The following is a 22,781-nucleotide window of genomic DNA, read 5'->3' on the forward strand; positions in this document are numbered from 1 at the left end:
TTCCATTCAGTTGCCGGCCGCCCCTCGACCGATCGGATCATGTCGCGGCCGCAGCGCCGACAACGACTGAAGGCAAACCCCTGATTGATCTGGGTGTCGGATACCGGCGTGTGGTTCAGCAGTTGACAGAACAGGGACATGGAGCACCTCCTTTCCGATATGAGTGATGAGATGATGGGTCGCGAGCGTGATGAGATCGGAAGGCCCCCGTTTCAGGACGCACACCAGATCCCAGATTTCAAAGCGCTGCCCGGCGGCGACAAGCAGTACCGAATGCCCGATATGCCCGCGCTCCCGCATCAACGCGGGCATCGCCATCATGCCGTCCGGCGCGACCAACGTCGTTTCGACAAAGCCGTAAGCGCGGCGCAGACGATGGGCGTCCGAACGGCCGCCGGCCTCGGCCTCAATCGTGCGCTGCATCGCATAAAGGTGATCGAACGCGACAAGGCATTGCGCCTCCTCATGCAGCCCGATGAAAAGCTTCTGGTCGGTAGAGCGGAGCCGGATGGTTTCGCCGAAGCCAGACGGCAGCTGGATATGACCCCCGCTGGTCACATCACACACAGCGCTGCCGAAAAAAGGTTCGTCCATCGGTGCCCCCATTGCCGCGGTGACATATGGTTAACCGAGCCGGTTCGAGTCGCAGAACTCCGTTAATGTACAATCGTGATATTCCGGACCCGTTATACTACGTAGCCGCCCGTCCATTGAATAGATCCGCCGGTTATTGGGAAATAGCCGCGTGGTATGGTCAAATCCTGCGTCCGATATCTTCATCCGGGTTCGTCGCATGGTTATAGCCAAGCATTTGTCCTTTCTCCCGCGCCAGCTGCTGTCATGGTCTTTGTACCGGGAGCCGGCATCGCGCGTCAGAACTTGAAGCGGATGCCTGCGGTATATTGCCGGCCAATCACGTCATAGAGCTGCCGGGCGGTCTGGAACTGATAGCCGGTGAAGGGCGGGTCGGTGTCCAGCGCATTGGCGATCACGCCGAACAGCGACACCTTGCCACCGCCCGCATTCTTCCAGAGTGCCACCTCCCCTGAAAGGTCGAGATAGACGCGCCCCTTCACGCTATCATAATCGAATGTCACCCCGGGATCGCGGGTCAGCACACCGCCGCTGACATAACGCCCGGTCAGGCTCAGCCGGTACGCATCGGTCGAATAGGTCGCGCTGGTCGTGACCTTCCAGCGCGCCGTGCCGCCGACGCCGTCAAGCAAGGGCTGGTCGGTGTTCCCGGCGAAACGCGTGACCTCTCCGCTGTCGCCGACAAGGTCGAGCTTGTCGGTATAGTTGATCAGCGCGTGCAGATCGATCGATCCGCCGCCCACCCGCATCCGGTATGCCGCCTCGACATCGACGCCGCGCGTGGCGATCTGCTGGAAATTGACCGGCGCGATCAGCAACGCGGAGATGCGGCCATCGCTGCCGCGCGGTGCGAGCAGGCAGAAGGACGCCTGGCCGGCATTGCAGCGGTCCACGAGCGACTGAGCGCCAAGCGACCCGATCGCGCCCTTGATCCGAATGTCGTAATAATCGATCGACAGGCTGAAGCGCGGCAGGAAGCTGGGCGTGAACACCATACCGGCGGTCAGCGTATCGGCGCGCTCGGGCTTCAGGAACGGGTTGCCGCCGGACACCGCATTCACGGTATAGCGCTGGCCGATCGACACGTCGTTGATCGAGAAGAGCAGAGTCTGCCCAACCTGGAAGAGTTCGTTGATATTGGGCGCTCGAATGTCACGCGATCGCGTCGCGCGGAACCGGAAACTGTTGTTGACCGCATAGTTCAGGCCGGCTTTCCAGGTCTCGACCGTGCCCGAGGTGCTGTAATCGGTCACGCGGCCGGCGATGTCGAGATCGATATTCTGCGCCCAGCTCTCATCCTTCGCCAGCGGCACCACCAGTTCACCGAACGCTTCCTTGACCGTGATCCGGCCGGTGAAGGGCTGAGTATTGCCAACCCGGAAGGCGCGGGCGATCGACAGCGGGTCCGAGGTGACGTCGACCGTCTGCCGCCGCCACTGCCCGCCGACCGCGAGCGACACGGGCCCGGCCCAGGTCGAGAAAGGCTCGCCGCGGATCGCGAGGTCCGCTGTCTGCTGCCTGATCTGCCAGTCGCGCACCGAGGTCCCGGTGATATAGTCGATCGCCTGTTGCGACGGCGAACCGACACCGAAGAGATTGAGCGGGACGCAGCCATTGCCCGGATCGGTCAGGGTCGATTGGCAGACGATGCCGCCGGTCACCGGATTGATCACCGCGTCGATCGCCAGCAGCCGCCGGGCATTGATGACATTGCCGGTGAACAAGGTCCGGTTGTGCGTCCGGCCATAGGAATAGGACGCGTCGAAGGTCCATGACCCGCCGAGCTTGCCCCGCACGCCGCCGACCGCCTGCCAGGTTTCGGCCTTTTGCTCGATCTTGCCGATGCCGTAATCGAGATTGCCGCGCCCGAGCGTGAAGCTGTCGAGTCCCTGCGTCACCATGTCGGCCCGCACCGATGCCGGCAGAAACGCATTGCGCCGCAGGATCGTGAAATTGTCATAGCTCGGGATCGAGGCCTCCGAGAAGCTCGACCGGCCATAATCGATGCTGGCATAAGCCGTGACGGCGTCGGTCACATCGAACCGCACCCCGCCATAGGCGCTGCGGCGCTTCAACGGCGTTTCCAGCACATAGGGCGAGGCAAGCGGATCACCGTCCCCGCCGTCCATCGAATTGTCGGGGGTCACCAGGGTGCCGAAGCGGAACGGCATGGTCGTACCGTTCGGCCCGAAGGCGAGACCGCTCAGCGGCCCGGAGAAGATCGCACCGCCGGGGGCCGAATTGGAGGTCCGCGCATCGTTGACATGCAGATACATCGGCGCGCCATTGGTGGCGGTATAGGCCGGGTTGAGGATCACGCCGCGGTTGCCGGCCCAGGCGCGCGAAGACCCATTGGCGATGCCGCCATTCTCGGCCATTTCGCCACCGAGCAGGATATGGCCCCGGCCGCCCGCGAAGTTTGCGCCGAACGCCAGCGACGCCAGATAATTGCGGTGATCGTTATGATCGGTGATCCCGCCCTGGATACTGCCGCGGACACCCTCGAGCTTGTCGTCGAGCTTGAGGTTCACCACGCCGGCGACCGCATCGGACCCGTAAGCAGCCGACGCGCCGCCGGTCACCACGTCCACGCCCCCGATCAGCGCCTGTGGGATCAGATTGGTATTGATCGCCCCTTCCGGCGTGGCCGGAACATAGCGCTTGCCGTCGATCAGGGTCAGCGTGCGCAGATAGGTCAGGCCGCGAAGGTCAAGGAAATTGCCCCCGGCCAGCTTGGACAGATTGCCGACCGATGACGGCGTGACGCTTGGCTTCAGCGCGGGAAGCTGATTCAGGGCATCGGCAAGATTGGCGGCCGAGACACGGTTCAGGTCGGCCGAATCGAGGCTGGTGACCGGGGTCGGCGAGACGAAGCCGGGCCGCGCCACCAATGTGCCGGTGACGATGATGTCATCGGTGGTGGTGTCGGCGTCCGGGCTGTCCTCGGCGGCGGCAGGGACATCCGGCGCAGCCTGCGCCAAAGCGGGTGATGCCGAAACCAGCGCGAAGACGGCGCTCGCGCAGAGCAGTGCCCTGAGTCGCCTGCGTGCTGGCTCCGCGGCAAGATCGCCCGAACTGCCGCCTAAACCGTCGATCGAAAGCCCGGCCGCGTTTCTCAGAATTGCACCGTCAAACATGATCACCCCTTCCCGAAAAGATTAGGCCCGGCCTGCGCGGCATTCTTCTTGCCGGACTCGCTCCGGCAGGAATGCTCTGTGCCGCATCATTCTCCAGGGGGAAATTTATGTCAAGAAATTGTAGAAATTTCTCTGATTGGGATTTTTATGACAATTTCGAAAAGCAACTTTGGGTTCACGAAACGAGGCGGTAGGGCGGGATGAGTGTGGTGCGACTGCGGCACTGCATCATCCGAATCGGTGTGCGCCGTCGGGTTGGGTGCCGTGCGCCGTCATTCCAATTTCCCGTTGCTGCGGGAAATTCTGCGGGAAGATGCTTTTTGAGCGTTCTGCGGGAATCTGCGGGAATTTCTGCGGGAATTTTGATGGAGCGGCGCGGGAATTTTGCCGCTGTGCTGCGGGAATATCGGGGCATGGCGGGCGGTCATCTGAGCGGCTCGATTCAAACCATCTGTCAATTGGGCTTTGATCCACGACGCGCACATCATGTGCGCCAGGAGACCCGATATGACAGCGGCAGAGAGCGAGTTGAATCGCGCCGAGGATACAGCCGACCCCGCAGGTGCGGCCGATGGCGTGGGTTACGGCAAACCGCCGGCCGAGCACCGCTTCAAGAAGGGCAATCGCGCCAATCCGGGCGGCAAGCGCAAGGTGCGCCCGTCCGACCAGGTCATCCCGCAGCTTGCGGTCGAGTCATTCCACGAGATGCTGATGGTCGAGGCGCGGCGGATGGTGCGGGTCAAGGCGGGCGGGCGCATGGTCGAGATCCCGGCGCTGCAATCGGCGTTCCGCGAAGTGGCGTTGAAGGCGGCGCGCGGCAGCCGGATGGCGCTGGCGACGATGGCGCAGCTGGTGATGCGATCCGAGGTGGCGGAACGCGTCGCAGCGGCGGAGCGCGAGGCCGCCAAGGCGCAGGCAAAAGCGAAGGCCGACGCGATAGGCGGCCTGGGATTGAACCCGCCCTGGAACACGCTCTTTGACCTGAACTGGAACAAGCCGGTCAAATTCCCGGCGATGAAGGCGGCGGAAAAATATAAGGCGATCTGGACATTGGTGCTGAGCCGGGCGGCGGCGCTGAATGCGGAGGTTGCCGCACCGGTGCCGCACCCCGACGATATCACGATCGGCCGGGTGCGGGGCACCGCGCACTGGCCGGGGTCAGAGCCGGAGGAGATGCTGTCGCTCGACCAGCTCGCCGCGACGCATGCCGAATTGCAGGCCGACCTGGCGGCACGGCGGCCGGCGATCGAGGCGATGGAGGAGAGTTATGAGAAGACCGTCGCCTTGTGCGAGTGGTTCGCGCTGGACGAGGTCCGCGAGCTGATCGAGGAGCATCTGCCCGAGCAATATGCCGGACAGATCGAGCCCGACACCCGCCCGGCCGATGCGCGGGCGCGCGACACGACGCTGCGCGAACTGACCAAGAGCGACCGCGAGCGGTATGAGTATCAGCACCGCAGGGACGCCATTGACGCCGAGCAGGCGCAGATCGAGGCCGAGGATGCGGCGCGGGCCGCGGCACGGCGGCGTGGGGGCACAGTGCATGGCGGTGGGGTGCACAGCGGCGGGGAGTGGGGCGAAGGCCGTGACGAAGGTGGGGGCGAATGGGCCGGCGCGGCAAGCCCGGGGCAGGCGATGACACCTGCCGCGGAGGCGAGCATCTATCGGGCGGCGTGGCTGGAGATGCTTGAGGCAGCCGAGGATCTGCATGTCAGACTCGAACCGCCGATACCACTCGACGATGTGATCATCGATGCGGAGACGGAGACGGTAAGCTATCGGACGCCACCACCGCGCGGCCAGCACGCGAACCTGGCCAGCCTGCACGAAACACTCGCCAGGCAGAGGGAGATTGCAGGGCTGCACCTCGGCGGTATTGCGCTGGCCACGCATCCGTATCACGCGGCCGTGGCAACGTGCCGGCGCGACGACACCCTGAAGGTGTGTGCGATGATTGAGCGGCATTTGGGTGGGGCGCGAGGAAATGCCCGGCCATAGTTAAAGAGCAATCGCCGGTATCGTTCGGGAATGCACTAACGGCTCAATTGATCCGGACAGTCGCCTACCTCGAAACCGCGCGCTACAACCGGCGAATGCAGTTCGAGGAATTTCAGCCCGAAATCTCATTGCCGTTTGCGGCAACTTGCCGGCGTTATTTTACAGCCAAAACAGTCAAATCACAACTACGGCCCAAGTCGTTCGATAGAGAACAGGAAATAAAGCCATTTTGGATCTTTTCTGAAGAAATGGATAGACATCGACTTCACGATGATCAACATTTCAATCGACTCTTTGGAGTAGTTGGCATTCTCGGCAACCTGAAACGCACAAGCGAGCGCCTTCAGATTCTAATGAGTTTGGAAAGCAACAGGGGAAGTATTATGAACGACGCCTTTAAAGATAATAGCAGCATCACCGATCTCACTGACGAGGAATTGCACTCAGTTTTCGGCGCGGCCGCCGGAGACAGCTACGTCTGTGAGGTTAAAAACAATCAAATTGTAATAAAGAGCTGCAAGAAGGTCGATTAACGTCTTGATGATTAGGAATGGCTATGAATCCGATTATGCAAGAGTCCGAGAGTGTTACTGATCTCACCGATGAAGAGCTGGAGCTCGTGAGCGGAGGCGCAACTTTCACAAAACAATGCCAGATCAAGAAAGATGGCACCGGATGGTGTTTCTTGAAAGAAGACTAATCAAAACCTGGCAATTATAAAATGAATTTTTCAATTGGAAAAACCTATATGGCCCACGGCATGAAAATCGTGGGCCTCTTCTTAATACCCACATTATTCATTTCATCAGCAAATTCCTACGCCTCCGAAAATTCGTTATCTTTTGTCCAAGATTTCGATGGTCTGCTGGGAGCGTTCGCTCCACAGAATCAGGGCGAAAACTCAGGCAAAGTCACTTTAGAAAAGCCAAAATTACCACCGGGGGATTATACTCTCTGTAAACTCCCCCCCAAAATCATCTATCTCAATATGATCGGCGGTCAATCATTATCCCGGACTGTCGTTGATCAGTCTGGGATGAAGTGGCGAGACTATATCCAGCTGATCAAAAGCCATTATGATAAAGTCAGAACACTGAATGTATCTTATCTGGATCAACTGGAAACAGCTGCAAACCTGGATCAAGCTATTCGCAAAGCCATAGGCGACTACGGATTAGAATCGGCTGAGTCCGAGCAGGCGCAGGTTTATCAAGCCTCTCTCTGGGCCGCATCTTGCCTTGTCGACCGCCATAACACCTCTCTGGTGAGAGAGGTGCTGGAGAGGAAGGACTGGCCCGGGGATGGCCGGACGCCGAGGGGCAAGCAGGCATCGAAAAATATGTTTCTGCTCTTCCAGCACGCCGTCTTCGATGATTCCGAAATGCCAAACCTGATGAGGATCGTCGAAAGGGCTTGGTCGAAACGGATTATTGAGCCGTCCGAATATGCGCGATTGAAAGATCGCTATACCGAACGACAGTTTAGTTATCAACTTTACGGCACATCTACGACTTACGAAAGTGGAGGCCCACTCATCGATCACTCGGAAGGGTGCCTGGAAGACTTGAACAACCGTCGTCGCGCGCTCGGAATAGATCCTCTTGGATCAAAAACCGCCGTCAAAACCAGAGAGGGGAAATTGTGTCCCGTCGAGCGCTGACTGAGAGGTCTTTGCTTGTCTACTCTGGTCAGATGAGTAGTTGGTTTTCCGACATGATTCGGCAAGCAGTATTGGGAATCACATTACGCGTTGACACGACCTCCAATCTGGACGTGGAATTCGGACAGATAATGGACCTCGTCTCAAGCTATGACTTGGTATACGCACGATTGTACATGAGGCCGCCGTCTGGCTATTCGTCTGTTGAATTAAACTCGTTCTTCTCGGCACGGGAGTGGTTCAATATCGTGCTGTCGTTTACCGAAATATTGCCGCCCGACAAATTTCTCAATCACCCGATCCGATCCCTGATCGCCGAGTCCAAGCCCCTTCAGCTCGACACGGCTAAGAAAGTGGGTTTCCGAATTCCCGAAACAATATTTACCAACAATCCGGCGGTGATGCGCGAATTCGCGATGAATGTGGGTCAGTGCATCGCCAAGCCAGTAGATACATCGATCACTGCAAATCCGGATAATCCGGAGGATACTCTAATTCTTTTTACCAGAGACATTAGTGCAAGCTCCATCAAGGATTCTGAATCGTACCAATCCACCTCTCCGATGATCCTGCAAGAAAGGATCGACAAGAAATACGAGTTACGAGCGGTCGTATACGGAGACGCAGTCCGATTTATAAAAATCGATTCGCAACGGGATGAACGGACTCGGCTGGATTTTCGCAGGAAACTTTCCGATTCTAGCATGTACTCTATTTCTCAGGACGAATTTTCTCTAGGCAATAAATGTATCGCTTATTGCAGAGCCATGGGATTGGATTCTGGCGTGTTTGATCTTGCCATACCTCTCACGGGCGATCCCGTCTTTTTTGAATGCAATCCCAATGGCCAGTGGGGCGGCATGAATACGTCAGCCGGAGGAGACATCCATCAAATGGCTGCACAATATGTAGCCGATCGGGTTTGCCGTGCTTAAATCGCCTGGAGCTTGCGCGGGGTTGTTCGCACGGTCTTTCCCGGAGCCTGGGAATTCCCTTCTACGGTGCAGGACTCCTCGTCACCCGGCCAGACAGCCGTGAGTGCGCCTCTTTCAACGCTCTTCCGTAAGGAGGTTCTGGAACTACGCCAGTCCCGTCTCCACGGCGATGTTAACCTGGTGACTCCGGTTTCGTGGCAGATCATAGGGTTTACGCTGCTCGGGGCCTTGGTCCTCGCCCTTATTTTCGCGGCCACTGCAACGTACTCGCGTGTGGAGACAGTGTCCGGGATCATCGCGCTTGATCGGGGCTTCGCAACCATCGTTCCATCGCGTTCCGGGACGATTTCAGCCCTCCGCGTTCGCGAGGGAGAGGTGGTTACAGCAGGACAGCCACTGGTAGAAATCCGCTCCGAAGAGGACATGGCAAAGGGGGGAACCGTCCCCGGCAGGGTCGCAGCGGCGCTTGAGACGGAAGATTCCGAACTGAAAGCCCAAAGCAAACTCACGCTTGAGGGGGCAGCTCAAGAGCAATCCCGCCTGATAGCCCAGATGCAGGGTATTCATGAAGAAATCAGCGGCCTGGATGCACAAATTATATCGCAAAGACGCCTGATTGAGGTGGCCGAGAACGAGTTCAGGGACGTGCAGAGCGTGGCCTTGAAAGGCTATATTAGTAAGCGGGATGTGGAGGCAAGAGAGGCGACGCTTATCGGGCGTCGTCAGCAGCTTTCGCAGCTTGAGCAAACGCGATCGGTTAAATCCGCCGACTACGCTCAGGCCCGCCGGACGATCGACGCTACGGTTGCGAATGCGCGCGCGCAGGTTGCCGGGTTGCAATCGAGCCGCGCGCAATTGAGTCAGAAGTTGGCGGAAGTTGCGACGGCCAAAGGCTATACGATCAATGCGCCGATTGATGGAGCGATCACGGCAATGACGGCGCGCCTCGGCCAACCCACAAACCAGCAACAGACTCTAATGATCGTTCGGCCAACGAACGCTATTTCGCGCGCCGAACTCTACGCTCCCAGTCAGGCGGCCGGTTTTCTGGCTCAAGGTCAGGAAGTTCGTCTGGCGGTAGATGCCTTTCCGTTTCAGAGATTCGGGGTCGTGACCGGCAGGATCATCCAGATTTCATCCGTTGCAATTCCAAGAGCCGACAAGGCTGGAGACACCGTTCCCGTCTACCTTGTCGTCGTTTCTCTGGTCAATCCCTCGGTAATGGCTTTTGGAAAGCGACAGCCGCTGCTGCCCGGTATGACTGTAAGCGCAAGAATTGTCACCCAGGAACAAAGTCTGATCGAGTGGCTATTCGAGCCCATTTTCGCGGTACGCAGACGTTGATCCATGACCTTCACCTGGGATTTCGGTCCGACGCCCGGGTCCGCCACGTTCGTCAGACCGAAGTCTCGGAATGCGGTCTCGCATCGCTTGCCATGGTTGCGAATTACTATGGGCTTGACGTCGACATTGGAACGCTGAGGCGGCAATTTGCCCCTTCATTGCGCGGGGCGGCGTTAGGATCCCTTATTTCGGTTGCAGACAGGCTGGGCCTCAACGCCCGCGCGGTTAAACTTCCGCTTGGCGCAGTGGCGGACCTGCGCATGCCCGCCATCCTGCACTGGGATCTCAATCACTACGTCGTGGTGGAATGCACCAAGGGCGGAAAGGCGCTCATTCATGACCCGGCAGGACGCACGCGGTGGCTGGATTTAGAGGAACTTTCAAAGCACTTTACCGGTGTGGCGCTGGAACTCCATCCCGCAGAAAACTTCGAAAAACTAAGCCATCGCGAAAGGCTGAAACTGCCACAGCTCTGGCGCCGGATGACGGGCCTGAAGCGAGCGCTCGTGCAAACGCTCGTCCTAAGCGTGGTGATGCAAGCCTTCGTCCTGGCGCTGCCCTACTATATGCAGGTGGCAATCGACAGCGCACTTCCGGCCCTCGATAAGAATCTGCTTGCCGTATTAGCTCTTGGGTTTGGCCTATTCACGATCATCAATGCCGGCGCTTCATTGCTGAGATCGCAGGTGCTGCTCTCGGCGGGAACGTCGATCGGTTATGGGGTTGCCACAAACATAGCGCGGCGGCTGTTTCGATTGCCCGTCTCCTGGTTTGAACGGCGACATGTCGGCGACATTCTGTCCAGATTTCAGTCAGTCACTCCAATTCAGGAAGCGCTGACCCAAGGCGCCGTCGCGGCAGTGATTGATGGTGCTCTTGCGGGCGTGACGCTGGTCCTGATGTTCTTTTACAGTCCGGCTCTTGCTTTCGTTGCCGTGTTGGCATTTGCGGCATACGCCCTTGTTCGATTTGTGTCGTTTTCATTTCAGCGCGAAGCGCAAGAAGACACAATTGTTCTTCATTCTCGAGAGCAATCGATGCTCATTGAGAGCATTCGGGGGATGGTGACTCTCCGCCTGTTTAATCGTGAGAGCGCTCGCCACGCGCATTGGCAGTCGAAATTGGTCAGCGCCGTCAATGCAGATGTCAGATTGGCAAGAATCGGTATCTGGCAACACAGTGCGAATGCGCTGATCTTTGGTCTTGAGGAAATTATCACCATATGGCTGGCCATTAATTTCGTTATGGGCGGCGGTTTTAGCGTTGGTATGGCATTCGCCTTCATCGCCTATAAGACACAGTTTCTCACACGCGCGAGTTCACTGATCGACCAAGGTATCACATTCAAGATGTTGTCGCTGCATCTTGAACGTTTATCCGACGTTGCGATGGCCGATCAGGATATTAGTTTCGCTGATCCCCTTCCTCCAAAAGTTGAGCTGGCAGGGCGACTGGAGCTTCGTGATATTCGTTTCCGTTATAGCCTTTCCGACCCTATCGTAATTGATGGAGCCTCTATGATCGTGGAGCCCGGAGAGCATGTTGCGATCACCGGCCCATCAGGCGGCGGAAAATCGACGCTGGTGAAGATAATCCTCGGACTTTTGGAGCCCAATGAAGGCGAAGTACTGCTGGACGGGAGACCGCTCGCCCGCTTCGGGCATAAGAATTATCATGATCAGGTATCTGCGGTTTTGCAGGACGACAGCCTTTTCGCAGGGTCGATCGCCGACAATATCGCCCTGTTTGATGATTCCCAGGATATGGAGCGGATCATGGATTCCTCCAAGGCAGCTGCAATCCACGACGATATAATGCGCATGCCCATGGGATACGAAACTCTCGTCGGTGATATGGGTTCGTCGCTATCGGGCGGCCAGAAGCAGCGGGTTTTGCTCGCGCGTGCGCTCTACCGCAGACCCAAGCTGCTGGTCATGGATGAGGGCACAGCCCATCTGGACACCGAGACCGAGCAGCAGGTGAGCTTAGCAATTGCGGCGATGGGGATTACCAGAATTATCATCGCGCATCGCTCAGAGACCATAGCGTCCGCAGATCGCCTGTTCATGGCGGCAGGCGGCAAACTGATCCCGGTGATGATGATAGATGTAAGCAACCCCGTCGAGGAATGAGGCACTTTCCGTTCAGGATATTGAAGAACCTCCGCGAGAGCGCAGAATCCAAGTCCGCCATTATGCACGTACAGGACTCGAGCCCTTCAGATAAGATCTGAATATCATTACCTTAATTCCTAACATCGAAGCCTTCACAAAATAGCTTTCGGTAATAGCTTCGAACCCGCACGCGAAAATCCGGCTGCTCAACACGAACCATCGCCCGGTTGGACAGATCGCCGCAACCAGTGCCCCGGCCGCCAGCCCCGCGCCCAGTGCGCCAGCGCGCGCGACTAAACCTACTCACGATACGCTAGGCGACGCCGACCCGTCATTGGGCGGCTGCGTCATGTTCTGCATGGCGTCGCCCATGCTGCCCAGCGTTTCGAGGCGCGGGGTTGTCCAGGGCAGTTTTGGGTTCGGCGCATCGGGCGTCGGTGCGGTGTCGGGTGTGTCGTTGGTGGTCATTGTCGGTCTCGCAAAAAGGGATCAGGGGCGCAGTGCCGGATAGGCGCCGGCGTTGGGCGCGTTCCAGATCGTGGTGAAGTTCCAGCCGGTATAGTTGAGCGGATCGCGCAGCTGCGCGGTGGTCCGGCCGGCACCGCCCGCGCTGGTCGTCTGGCCGCTGGTGGTCATGTTCCAGTAGGAATTGGTGACGATGCCGCCGTTGCTGTTCTGGCCGATCAGGCCGCCGGCGGTTCGCGATCCGCTGACCAGCCCGGTCGCGTAGCTGTTGGTGAGGCTGCCGCCATAGAAATAGCCGATCAGGCCGCCTGCGGTGCCGTTCGACGCCGTGGCGGCGCCGGTGGCGTAGCTGTTGGCGACGGCCGAGTTATATTGATAGCCGACCAGGCCGCCGACAAAGTTGGCCCCGATCACCGCGCCGGTCGCGAACGACCGGTCGATCGCCGCGCCCGAGGCATAGCCGACCAGCCCGCCGACGTTGCTGGCGCCGGTGACGGTGCCGCTGGCGCTGCTCCGCGTGATGCTCGATCCGTCATTCTGGTTGCCGACCAGGCCGCCGACCAGATTGTTGCCGGTAACGTTGACCGCACTGGTGCTGCCGCTGATGCTCCCGCCGCCATAGAGCATCCCGACCAGGCCACCGACGCCGTTCAGGCCGGTGACGCTGCCGCTCACATTGAGCGCGCTCAGCGTGCCCGAGGACAGGCCGAACAGTCCGACATTCTTGATCGCGGCGCGATTGATGCGCAGGTTCGACAGGGTGAAGCCATTGCCGTTGAGCGTGCCGGTGAAGCCGTAAATGCCGCTGCTGACATTGGCGAGCAGCGAATAGCCGGTGCCGTTCCAGACATTGCCGAGGCCATCGGTGCCGATCGGCACGAAGCCGGTACCCGCCCACATGCCCGAATAAGAGCCGCGCGTGCCGGCGACGATGGCACCGGTTTCGGCCAGATCGATCGTGCCGGCCAGACTATATTGGCCCGACAGGCGCGCCTGATCGTAACCGATCAGCTGCAGCTGATGGCTGTTGGAGATCACCAGGCGGCCGCTGGCATCGGTGGTGGTGGTGAAGCTGGTCGGCACTTCGAAGGCGAGGAATGGCCGCGTGCTGTTGCCGGCGACGAACACGAAGCCGGCCGGGGTCGCGGTACCGATGCCGCTGGCGGCCGCGAGATTGGCATAGGCGCTCGCCTTATAGGCATAGTTCGCCGCACTCGCCTGCAATGGATCAGACGTGACCGCCAGGACGTTGGTCACGCTGCCCGAATTCGCCCCGAAGGCGCTCGCCCGGCCAGTGGAATAGCTGTCCCAATAGGCATTGCTGACCGAGCCGCCCGACTGCCGGCCGATCAGCCCGCCAAGGACGGATTGCCCGCTTACCGCGCCGGTCGCATAGGCGTTGCTGACCGAACCCTGATTCTGGCCCACCAGCCCGCCGGCAGCGGCAAATCCTGCAGATACGGCGCCGGTCGCATACACGCCGATTGCGGTCGCGCCGGCCTCATTATTCCCGATCAACCCGCCCACCATATTGGAGCCGGTGACCTTGCCACTTGCCCAGGACTGCGTGATGGACGCGGGTCCGATTCCGCTATTGAGCCCCACCAGCCCGCCAATCGCAGCGCCGCCGATCACGTCGCCGGTGGCATAGGAATTGCTGATCGCGGCGCTGTTGATGCCCACCAGCCCACCGATGCTTGCGGAATTGCCCGCGATCCCGTTGGGGCTGCCGATGACGCTGGCCGACGCATGGGAATTGTCGATCGTGCCGACATTGTTCCCGACCAGCCCGCCCGTCCATTGCGCCCCGTAAACCGTTCCGGCGGCAGAGGAATTGGTGATGCTGCCGACGTTCGAACCAGCCAGCCCACCGACCTGATAGGCCGTGGCGGTGTCCATGGTGACATTGGCGGACGATCCGTCGACCAAGCCTGCATTCTGCCCGATCAGCCCGCCGATTTCGCTGTTATTGTCGATCGTACCATGAACGGTGCCGGAGACCGACACATTGCGGATGATGGAGTCGGCACTGGATGAGCCGACCAGCAAGCCGACACTATAGGCCCCGGTGACATTGGCGCCGGTGAGACGGAGGTTCTGGATCAGCGTGCCGTTCGCACCGAACAGACCCACGCTGTTCTTGCCCGGCAAGTTGATGGTCAGCCCCGCAATGGTGAATCCCCGGCCGTCGAACGTTCCGTTCTGATAGACATTGCCTAAATCGACACCGCCGATCGGCACAAAGCCTGCGCCACCATTCCAGCCGGCGGTGCCGCTCGCGTCGATATTGCCGGCAAGGATGAAGTTGCTGCTGACGCCGGCATAATATCCTTCGGTCCCGACACCCTGCAGGCCATAGACATCGACCAGCGCAAAAGGATTGGCGGCCGAGCCGTCGCCCGAGGTCGCGCGCATTAACGATGCGCCGGCCGCAACCTGGAAATCGCCGGCAGAGAAAGTCGGCAGGACGGCGGCGACCTGCCGCCAGCTGCCGGCCACCTGCACGAACTTGCCCACGTTGATATTTCCGCCCGCGCTGGCGCCGAGACCGCCTGTCGTGTTCAGCCTCAGGGTGCCCGGAGTGGTGATCGCGCCACCGATCAAGATGTTACGTCCTGCGGTAAACGAGATCGCGTTGCCGCTGCCATTGGCCACGGTGGAAATGGTCGCGCTGGTGTTGATGTCGCGGCCGGCGATCAGCGTCACGGTCTTGGCCGCATTGGCTGTCCCGGTCGCCGTGATTGCCGCATTGACGATGATATTGTTGGCGGCATTGAGCGTGAGGCCGGCATTGCCTGACCAGCTGATCGCCGAATTGACGGTGATGTTGCCGGCTTGCGCGCCCGTCGATCCGGTGGTGATCGTCACATTGGTGCCCGCCGCCAGCGCGTTGGTGATCGAGGTGGCACCGATCTGCGAATCATTGGCGCCGGGCGTGTAGATCCCGCCCGGCAGCGTGCCGCCCGATCCCGCCACGATCGTGACGTTGCGCGGATCGAGCAGCAGCGTGCCCGACCGCGCACCGAACAGGTCGACCGCACCGTTGAACCCGAGCATGCCCTTGCTCGACACTTCCGCCTCGCCACCAGCGCCATTGACCGCGCCGCGTGCGCTGATCGCCCCGGAAAACTGGGTGCGCTCATCCGACCAGAGCATAATCCGCCCGCCGTCCCCCGCTTGCGTCGCATCCGACCGGATCATCGACGCGACATCGACCTCGAGCTCCGTTGCATGGGCGAGCGTACCCGACCCTTGCCAGTCGCCGCCGAGACGGATCGCGCCGCCACCCGTCGCTCCCGACGCATCAAGGGTGGCGCCGACCAGTTGCACGGTGGCGCCGGTGAGCGTGATCATGCCGCCATGGCTGGCGACGCTGGTCGCGTCGAGGACGCCCGAGACATTGACCACCCCCCGTGCCATGTCGCGCGCCGTGCCTGCGGTGAGGACGATGTCGTTTGCAGTGATGCGTCCCGCGACCGTGATGCCGGCCGACGGCACCTGGACCTGAAGAAAGCCGTCGCCGCCAAGGTCGACCGCTTGCTCGCCCGAGGTACCAAGCGACTGCACCCGCGCCTGAACCAGGCCCTTGCCATCACCGCGCATCGCCCCGGCAAAGCCGCCGCGAAGATAGCTGACCTGCCCCGAACGCCCCGCCGTGACGACCGACTCGTCCGCCCCCGCCATGAAATCCTGATCGGCAATATCCAATGTCGAGGCCGTGAAGCCAGCCGCCCGAACCGTCCCGGTCGAGGTGATCAGAATGCCGTTGGGATTGACCAGGAATACGCGCCCATTGGCGGTGATCTGCCCGGCGATCTCGCTGGTCGTGCTACCGGTCACGCGATTGAGCAGCGCCGCCGTCGCGCCGGGCTGGCTGATATCGACGCGCCCACCCGCACCCACGGAGAAGCTCTGCCAGTTGATGATCGCACGGTCGCTGGTCTGGGTGATCTGCATCGCCCCTGCCCCGGGCGTGGTGATGGTGGCCGCTCCGGCCTGGAGCTGGCCGCCGGTCGGCAGTTCCTGCGCGGCGGCAGCGGTGGAAACCAGCGCGGTGGAGCCGAGCAGCGCGAGCGAGACTATGCGATTCATGAGAATTATCCTCGATCAGAAACGGGTGAGAAGCGAAAAAACAGCGCGCCCGGAGCGGGCTCCGTCGCGGTGGACGCGGCCCAGCTCGATGCCTGCCGACAGGCCCGGGGAACCGCGTGCGGCCTGCCCGGCCAGTCGCAGGCCGACGCCATAAGCGACTGCGGTCGTGCTGCGCCGCTCGACGATGGTCGGCTGCATCAGCCGCACCTGCGCCTCGGCGGCAAAGGCATAGGGCGCGACGCTAGCGAGCAGGCCGCGCCGCCCGAACACAAAGGGCGCCCGGGCTTCACCGCGAACGGCATGGCCGGCATCCCCCTGAAGCGTGCCCGAGGACAGAGGCGAGATGGCGTCGAGCGAGGCCACGCCGATCTGCTCCGCATTGCCGAGCGGCCGGCCGAAACTGGTTTGCCCGCGCGCGCGCAGCGCCAGCGCCAGGTGCCGGGCAATGGGCTGATCGACCGCAGCCGACAGCGCGAGCCTGGTGAAATCGGCATCGCTTCCCGCGCGCGACAATGGCAGTATTGCGGTCGCGTCAGCCGCCGACCGGGCGCCAAACCCATTGATCCCGAACGACATCTCGACCCGGCCACTCGCACTGCCGCCGCCGGGGAGATAGGCGTTCACATCCACGCTGGTGCGCATGACCCGCAACCGATCGAGCGACAGCGGCAGAACCGCCGGAGTAATGATTCCGACACGCTCGTCCGCTGCGTCAAGGCGCGCCTCGGCACTGACCGTCAGTGCGCGGCGATGCACGAATGGATAACGGATCGCGAGCGACAAACGGCGAAACCGGCTGGCAAAACCGGGCAGCGCCGCGCTGTGCCGCGGCGCGGTGCGCGCGTCGGTCCCCTCCACCGTGATCGTCAAGCCATTGCTGCCGACCGGGATGATCGCGCCTGCCGCGAGCGCGCGGTTGCGCGGGGTGGAGTCGAGAAAGCTCGTCTCGCGCCCAAGCGTCGGGACGCCGGAGGCGCGCAGATAGATGATCTCGCCCGCCCCGAGTATCGAATTGAGGTCGATGCCGATCCCGAACGCCTCGCGCCCCAGGCTGTCGCCAAGCGTATTGTCGACGGTGGCAAAGCCAGTGACCGGACGCCAGCTGGCGTCGATTCTCAGCACGGTACCGCCCGGCCGCACGCCGGCCGCAAGCGTCGAGCGCAAGGTGAGTCCGGGTACCTCGGCCGCCAGCGTCAAGCGGCGCTCGATCTGCGCCAGCGTCACATCGGTGCGCCCGGTCAGGTCCGCCAGCACTGCGCCGACCCGACCGCGGACCCCGGCGGGCACGCCCGACAAGTCGATCCGTTCGACAAATCCTTCGATCACCGCAAAGCGGATCGTCGCCGCATCGGCGAGATCCTGGCGCGTCACCACGACCCGCAACAGGACGCGGCCGCGCCGTGCCTCGGCTGCCTCAGCCGCACCCGCCGCTGCAAAGACGGCGGCGATGCTAACCCGCTTGCCGACCAGCGTTTCGCTGAGCACGGCCAGGGTGACGGATGACAATACTCCGCCCTCGATCTCGACGCCCCCTGGCGTCACGAACAGCGCCTCGGCGCCGGCGGGCGGTGCCATCAGCGAATCCGCCGGCAGCACCAGTGGCGCTGCCGGCTGCTCCCTGACGGGGGGTGCATAGGTCGGCGGGGTAATCTGGCTGGCGGTCTGCGCCAGTGCCGGGATCCCCGCCGACGCACCCGCCAGCAGCCCGACCCCCGCGACCGCCCGCCGACGCAGTCTATGCCGGACTGCCCTGCGGCCAGCTAGGCTGCCGTCGCATGATAATCCCGCTCGCATCGTATCGCCCCCTCGGCGGTCGAACCGTGACCGGACCAGCTGTCGTCGCGAACTTCATGCGTCCGACGCCCCGTCTCGCGGCCATTTTTACGGTGCCGAAACGAATCCCCATATCGCTATAAATAGCGACACGGAGCCGTAACGAGTTGTGGTAGAACGAGCCCGGGCACGCCGTTGAATGGCGATTTGGCAGGGCATCGCCCACGGGGAAACGGATCGGCCGATGACAGTGACCAACGGCTCGGCTATCTTGCGTGTCGCAATCGTCGAGGACGATCTCTCGTTCCAGGACAGCTTTGCCGCAGCCGTCAGCGCGGCCGGCGACATGGTTCTCGCGGGAACCGCGCATAATGTCGCTCAGGCCTTCAGGCTGCTCGAACGCCCACCGCTGGATATTCTCGTCGTCGATCTGGGTTTGCCCGACGGGTCGGGGATCGACGTGATCCGCGCAGCGCATGTCGCCTGGCCGACATGCGGGATCATGGTCAGCACCACCTTCGCAGACGATCGGCACGTCATCCCCTCGATCGAGGCGGGCGCCACCGGCTATCTGCTGAAGGACAGCTCGGCGCAGAGGATGGCCGAGGAAATACGCTGCCTTCATTCCGGCGGCAGCCCGATCAGCCCGCGTATCGCCCGCCAGATTCTGTTGCGCTTTCGCCCGCACGAGCCGCAGCCCGAGGCGATACCGCCGCTGGCCACGCCCCTGTCGCCACGCGAGCGCGAGGCGCTCCAGCTCATCACCAAGGGCTTCAGCTATGACGAGATCGCCGAACTGATGTCGATTTCCCGCAACACGGTCATGACCTTCGTGCGGCGAATCTACCAGAAGCTCGAAGTGAAATCGAAGGCCGAAGCGATTTTCGAAGCTCGTAGCCATGGAATTCTTTAGGAATTTCCGCAACTACGCGATCGTCGTACTGGCGATCGTCGCCGGCCTGATCGGCATCTTCGCGGTGAGCCGGCCGAGCGGCATCCACCTGACCGAGGCGAACATCCTCGTCCAGAATAGCGATGGCTATGCGCGTCCGCCCCGCACCGTCGATCCAGGCGCAATCGCGGGGAACTGGAATCGCGTCCATTTGCCCTATGCGCCGCACCCCAAGATCCTGCCCAAGCAGGTCATCGATGCCTCGGTCACCCCCACCCAGACGACCTGGTATCATTTCCGCCTGCCCGCCGGCGTCCGCCCTCCAACCGAGGCCTATCTCTATATCCCGCGCTGGAAGAGCGACGGCGAGATCGCGATCTATGTCGACGGCGTGCTCCACTATCAGTCGCATGCCAATCTGCAGTGGAACGGCTCGAACCTGCCGCTCTGGATCGCATTCGACGACACGGCCGAGCAGAAGCCGCCGCATGATATCCTGGTGCGGCTGCGCCATGTTCGCGGCATCGGCGGCGCGCTGTCGAGCCTGTGGGTCGGCAGCTATGCCGAAGTCGGCCCGGCCTATATGGTGCGCAACTTCTTCCAGGCCGAATTTCCCTATATCGGCAGCTGGATCTTTCTCGCCAGTGGCATTTTCGCGCTGTTCGTGTGGTTCGGGCGGCGACAGGACAGGCTGTACCTGCTCTTCTTCGCCGTGACCGTCACCACGTTCATCCGGACCATGCACAATTATGTCGGACTGGATCGGCTGCCGATTTCGGATGCCTGGTTCGGCTGGCTGACCGTCAACTCGATCATGTGGATTATCGTCAACGTCCATCTGTTCCTGATCGGCGTTCACCTCCACCGCCAGCCCCTGCTGACCTGGACCATCGCCGCCGTCACGGCGTTCTTCGCCATTGCAACGCTGCCATTGCTGGGACGGTCGCCGGACGCGACCCTGGTCGCCCCGTTAATGTATCCGGTGATGTTCCTGGTCGGCAATGTGGTGAGCCTGCACGGGCTGTACTGGAGCTGGCGGGTCCGCTCGCTCGAGGGCTGCGCACTCGCCGCTTGGTGCCTGCTCGCCGCGTTGCTCGGCGGGTATGACTGGCTGCTGCAGAATAATTTCGTCAATATCGAGAATGTCTTCCTGTCGGTCTATGCGCAGATCGCGACCATCATCGCATTCTGCCACATCATCCTCAGTCGCTATTCGACCGCAGTTGGCGAGGTGGAGCGCGCCAATATTGTCCTCGCCGAGCGGCTCGCCGAGCGCGAGGCCGAGCTGCTCGCGAGCCACCAGAAACGGCGCGAGATCGAACGGCGCGAATTGATCCATCACGAGCGCCAGCGCCTGATGCAGGACATGCATGACGGGCTCGGCTCGTCGCTGGTCAGCGCGCTGCGCGTGGTGGAGCATGGCAAGATCGACGACACCGCGATCGCCGAACTGCTCAAGAGCTGTATTGACGACCTCAAGCTCACGATCGATTCGATGGAACCGGTGGAAACCGACCTGTTGCTGCTGCTCGGCACATTGCGCTTCCGGCTTCAGCCCCGGCTTGAGGCCACCAATATCCGCCTGCGCTGGGAAGTGACCGAGGCGCCGCCGCTCACCTGGCTCGACCAGCGCCACTCGCTGCATATCCTGCGCATCCTGCAGGAAGCCTTTACCAACGTCGTCAAGCATGCCGGCGCAAGCGAGATCAAGGTCGCGACCCGGGTCGCGGGCGGCGAGGTGATGATCGATATCGCGGACAATGGCCGGGGCTTCGATCCTGCCGTGACGAGCCAAGGCCGCGGCTTGCATAATCAGGCGCATCGTGCCGCGGCGATCGGCGGGCGGGTCGACGTCCGCTCCGGGACCAAGGGCACCCGATTCACGCTCTACCTGCCGATCCGCCAGCCATCCGCTCCTGCCAATCCTTCAGACGCCAATCCAGCGGACATCGACAGTCCGGCCAGCGATCCATCGCCGGACATTGATCGCACGCGCGATGTATCAATCCAGTAAATCCGCCGCCGCGACAGGGGAGCCTCGCATCCACATGACCATCGCTGCCGGCATGGCACGATTGCAGGCCGAGGCAGGGCTATGCGAGGGAGGCGTACCGACGTCCCTGCCCGGCGCGCTGACCGTGACCCCGACTTATGAGATTTCGCACGACGCCTTCCTGCTCAGGCTGCCGACCGGTCTTGCCTTTCATTATCGTCGCGGCGCCGGCACCGTCTATGCCTGCCCCGCCGGCATGACGGACGGCGAGGTGCGGCTATTCTTCGATGGATCGGTCTATGGCGCGATCGCCTGGCTGAACGGCCTGGTCCCGCTCCATGCATCGGCCATATCGCATGACGGTGGGGTCTATGCCTTTACCGGTATATCCGGGGAGGGAAAGTCGACATTGGTCGCGGCCCTCGCCGAGCGCGGCCTGTCGATCTGCTCCGACGACGTGCTCGTCCTCGACCTGAGTGACCCGGACGCAGTGATGGCAGTGCCGGGCCATAAGCGGCTGAAACTATGGGCGGATGCACTGACACTGACCGGGCGTCGGCCGGATGAGGCAGTACGGCCGGGTCTCGACAAATTCTATGTTGCGGATCAGCTGTCGTTCGATGCCGCGCCGCTGCCGATCCGTCGGCTCTATGTGCTGGAAAGCGTGGTCAACGCCGATCCGGGCATCGCGCCGATCACCGGGGCGGACCGCTTCACCGCGCTGCGCTCGTCCTATTATCGCCCGCAATTCTGCAGCGCGATCGCCGAACAGGCCGGCTATTTCGCCACCGCCGCTCGCCTCAGCACCGCAATCGCCATGTCGCGGCTCAACCGCTCGCGCGCGATGGCAGACTTCGCCACCGGCATTTCCATGATCGAGGCCGACATCCGTGGCACCATCGGCTGAGACCTCCCACACTGGCGGCCGCATCGACTGGCTCGCCTCCTATCCCAAGTCGGGCAACACCTGGCTCAGGTTGCTGCTGGCCAATTATTTCTCCGAAACCGACGATCCGCACGACATCAACGCGCCCGGCGTGACCCGGGGCGTGGCCAGGTCGCGCTGGCTGTTCGACAATTTCCTGGGGCTGTCGAGCAGTGACCTGTTGCCGCACGAAGCGCTGGCGCTGCAGCCCCATGCCTATGAGATCATGGCGCGGCGCAATTCGGCGCCGGTGTGGCTGAAGGTCCATGACCGTCAGCAGCGCCTGGACGATGGCGGCTGGCTCTTCCCCCCCGCCGCGTCCGGCGTCGTGGTGTATATCATTCGCAACCCGCTCGACGTCGCAGTGTCGAACGCGTTTCACGATGGCCATGTCGACATGGACCGCGCCGTGGCCAAATTATGCGATCCCGCAATGACGATCGGCGCCCGCACATCCTCACAAATCCCGCAGCTTCTCGGCGACTGGAGCGCCCATGTATCGAGCTGGGTGGATCAATCCGACATTCCCGTCCTTGTCGTCCGCTATGAGGACATGCTGGCCGATACCGCCGATACGCTTGCACGGGTGATCACCTTTGCACGTCCCGAGAGCGTCATTGATCGCCACCGGATCGACCAGGCGGTACGGCATAGCCGGATCGAGGTGCTGCAATCCGCCGAGCACGACCGCGGCTTTCGCGAAGCACCACGCCGCACGACGCCATTTTTCCGCAGCGGACGTGCTGGCGACTGGCCGGCCCATCTTTCGCCCGCGCAAGCCGACCGCATCCGATCGGCGCACCGCGGCGTGATGCTCCGCTTCGGATACGCCGAGGCCGATTGAATGGAGACCGTACAG

Annotated in this window: 15 protein-coding genes; 10 read left to right on the forward strand and 5 right to left on the reverse strand. The window is 61.7% G+C overall.

Annotation, left to right across the window (positions count from 1 at the left end; all coding sequences use genetic code 11):
• Positions 1-6: 6 nt before the first annotated feature.
• Positions 7-594: a division/cell wall cluster transcriptional repressor MraZ gene (locus tag ACRECS_RS00795; protein WP_431581049.1), complete on the reverse strand. Its 588-nt coding sequence runs from the start codon at positions 592-594 to the stop codon at positions 7-9.
• 278 nt (positions 595-872) lie between these two features.
• Positions 873-3,731: a TonB-dependent receptor domain-containing protein gene (locus ACRECS_RS00800; RefSeq protein WP_431581050.1), complete on the reverse strand. Its 2,859-nt coding sequence runs from the start codon at positions 3,729-3,731 to the stop codon at positions 873-875.
• A 507-nt stretch (positions 3,732-4,238) separates the two neighbouring features.
• Between ACRECS_RS00800 and ACRECS_RS00805 the strand changes: the two genes are divergently transcribed.
• The 6 genes from ACRECS_RS00805 to ACRECS_RS00830 all read left to right on the forward strand — a co-directional run bounded on the left by ACRECS_RS00805 (position 4,239) and on the right by ACRECS_RS00830 (position 11,800).
• Positions 4,239-5,729: a DUF5681 domain-containing protein gene (locus ACRECS_RS00805; RefSeq protein ID WP_431581051.1), complete on the forward strand. Its 1,491-nt coding sequence runs from the start codon at positions 4,239-4,241 to the stop codon at positions 5,727-5,729.
• 95 nt (positions 5,730-5,824) lie between these two features.
• The gene (locus ACRECS_RS00810) at positions 5,825-6,262 is read left to right on the forward strand and encodes a hypothetical protein (RefSeq protein ID WP_431581052.1); all 438 of its coding nucleotides are present in this window, start codon (positions 5,825-5,827) and stop codon (positions 6,260-6,262) included.
• Positions 6,263-6,450: 188 nt separating this feature from the next.
• Positions 6,451-7,389, forward strand: coding sequence for a hypothetical protein (locus tag ACRECS_RS00815; RefSeq protein ID WP_431581053.1), 939 nt, complete (start codon positions 6,451-6,453; stop codon positions 7,387-7,389).
• A gap of 176 nt (positions 7,390-7,565) precedes the next feature.
• Complete coding sequence (locus tag ACRECS_RS00820) at positions 7,566-8,324, forward strand: hypothetical protein (protein WP_431581054.1); 759 nt, start codon at positions 7,566-7,568, stop codon at positions 8,322-8,324.
• A 282-nt stretch (positions 8,325-8,606) separates the two neighbouring features.
• On the forward strand, positions 8,607-9,668 hold the full coding sequence (locus tag ACRECS_RS00825; RefSeq protein WP_431581055.1) for an HlyD family secretion protein: 1,062 nt from the start codon (positions 8,607-8,609) through the stop codon (positions 9,666-9,668).
• A complete protein-coding gene (locus ACRECS_RS00830) occupies positions 9,665-11,800 on the forward strand; it encodes a peptidase domain-containing ABC transporter (protein ID WP_431581056.1) in 2,136 nt (711 codons plus the stop codon). The genes ACRECS_RS00825 and ACRECS_RS00830 overlap by 4 nt, the downstream gene beginning before the upstream one ends.
• 285 nt (positions 11,801-12,085) lie before the next feature.
• Here ACRECS_RS00830 and ACRECS_RS00835 read toward each other — a convergent pair whose 3' ends face one another.
• The 3 genes from ACRECS_RS00835 to ACRECS_RS00845 are packed head-to-tail and all read right to left on the reverse strand — an operon-like array spanning position 12,086 to position 18,133.
• On the reverse strand, positions 12,086-12,250 hold the full coding sequence (locus tag ACRECS_RS00835; protein WP_431581057.1) for a hypothetical protein: 165 nt from the start codon (positions 12,248-12,250) through the stop codon (positions 12,086-12,088).
• A 21-nt stretch (positions 12,251-12,271) separates the two neighbouring features.
• Entirely contained in the window at positions 12,272-16,339 is a 4,068-nt protein-coding gene (locus tag ACRECS_RS00840) for a beta strand repeat-containing protein (RefSeq protein WP_431581058.1), read from the reverse strand.
• 15 nt (positions 16,340-16,354) lie between these two features.
• Complete coding sequence (locus ACRECS_RS00845) at positions 16,355-18,133, reverse strand: ShlB/FhaC/HecB family hemolysin secretion/activation protein (RefSeq protein ID WP_431581059.1); 1,779 nt, start codon at positions 18,131-18,133, stop codon at positions 16,355-16,357.
• Between the two features lie 223 nt (positions 18,134-18,356).
• On the opposite strand from ACRECS_RS00845, the gene ACRECS_RS00850 reads away from it, so the two are divergent.
• The 4 genes from ACRECS_RS00850 to ACRECS_RS00865 are packed head-to-tail and all read left to right on the forward strand — an operon-like array spanning position 18,357 to position 22,766.
• A complete protein-coding gene (locus ACRECS_RS00850) occupies positions 18,357-19,025 on the forward strand; it encodes a LuxR C-terminal-related transcriptional regulator (protein ID WP_431581060.1) in 669 nt (222 codons plus the stop codon).
• Complete coding sequence (locus ACRECS_RS00855; protein WP_431581061.1) at positions 19,012-21,018, forward strand: sensor histidine kinase; 2,007 nt, start codon at positions 19,012-19,014, stop codon at positions 21,016-21,018. The genes ACRECS_RS00850 and ACRECS_RS00855 overlap by 14 nt, the downstream gene beginning before the upstream one ends.
• Positions 21,019-21,052: 34 nt before the next feature.
• Entirely contained in the window at positions 21,053-21,904 is an 852-nt protein-coding gene (locus ACRECS_RS00860) for a hypothetical protein (protein WP_431581062.1), read from the forward strand.
• Complete coding sequence (locus ACRECS_RS00865) at positions 21,888-22,766, forward strand: sulfotransferase domain-containing protein (RefSeq protein WP_431581063.1); 879 nt, start codon at positions 21,888-21,890, stop codon at positions 22,764-22,766. Before ACRECS_RS00860 ends, ACRECS_RS00865 begins: the two co-directional genes overlap by 17 nt.
• The last annotated feature ends 15 nt before the right edge of the window (positions 22,767-22,781 follow it).

Source organism: Sphingomonas sp. (genome assembly GCF_050725575.1).
Lineage (GTDB): Bacteria > Pseudomonadota > Alphaproteobacteria > Sphingomonadales > Sphingomonadaceae > Sphingomonas.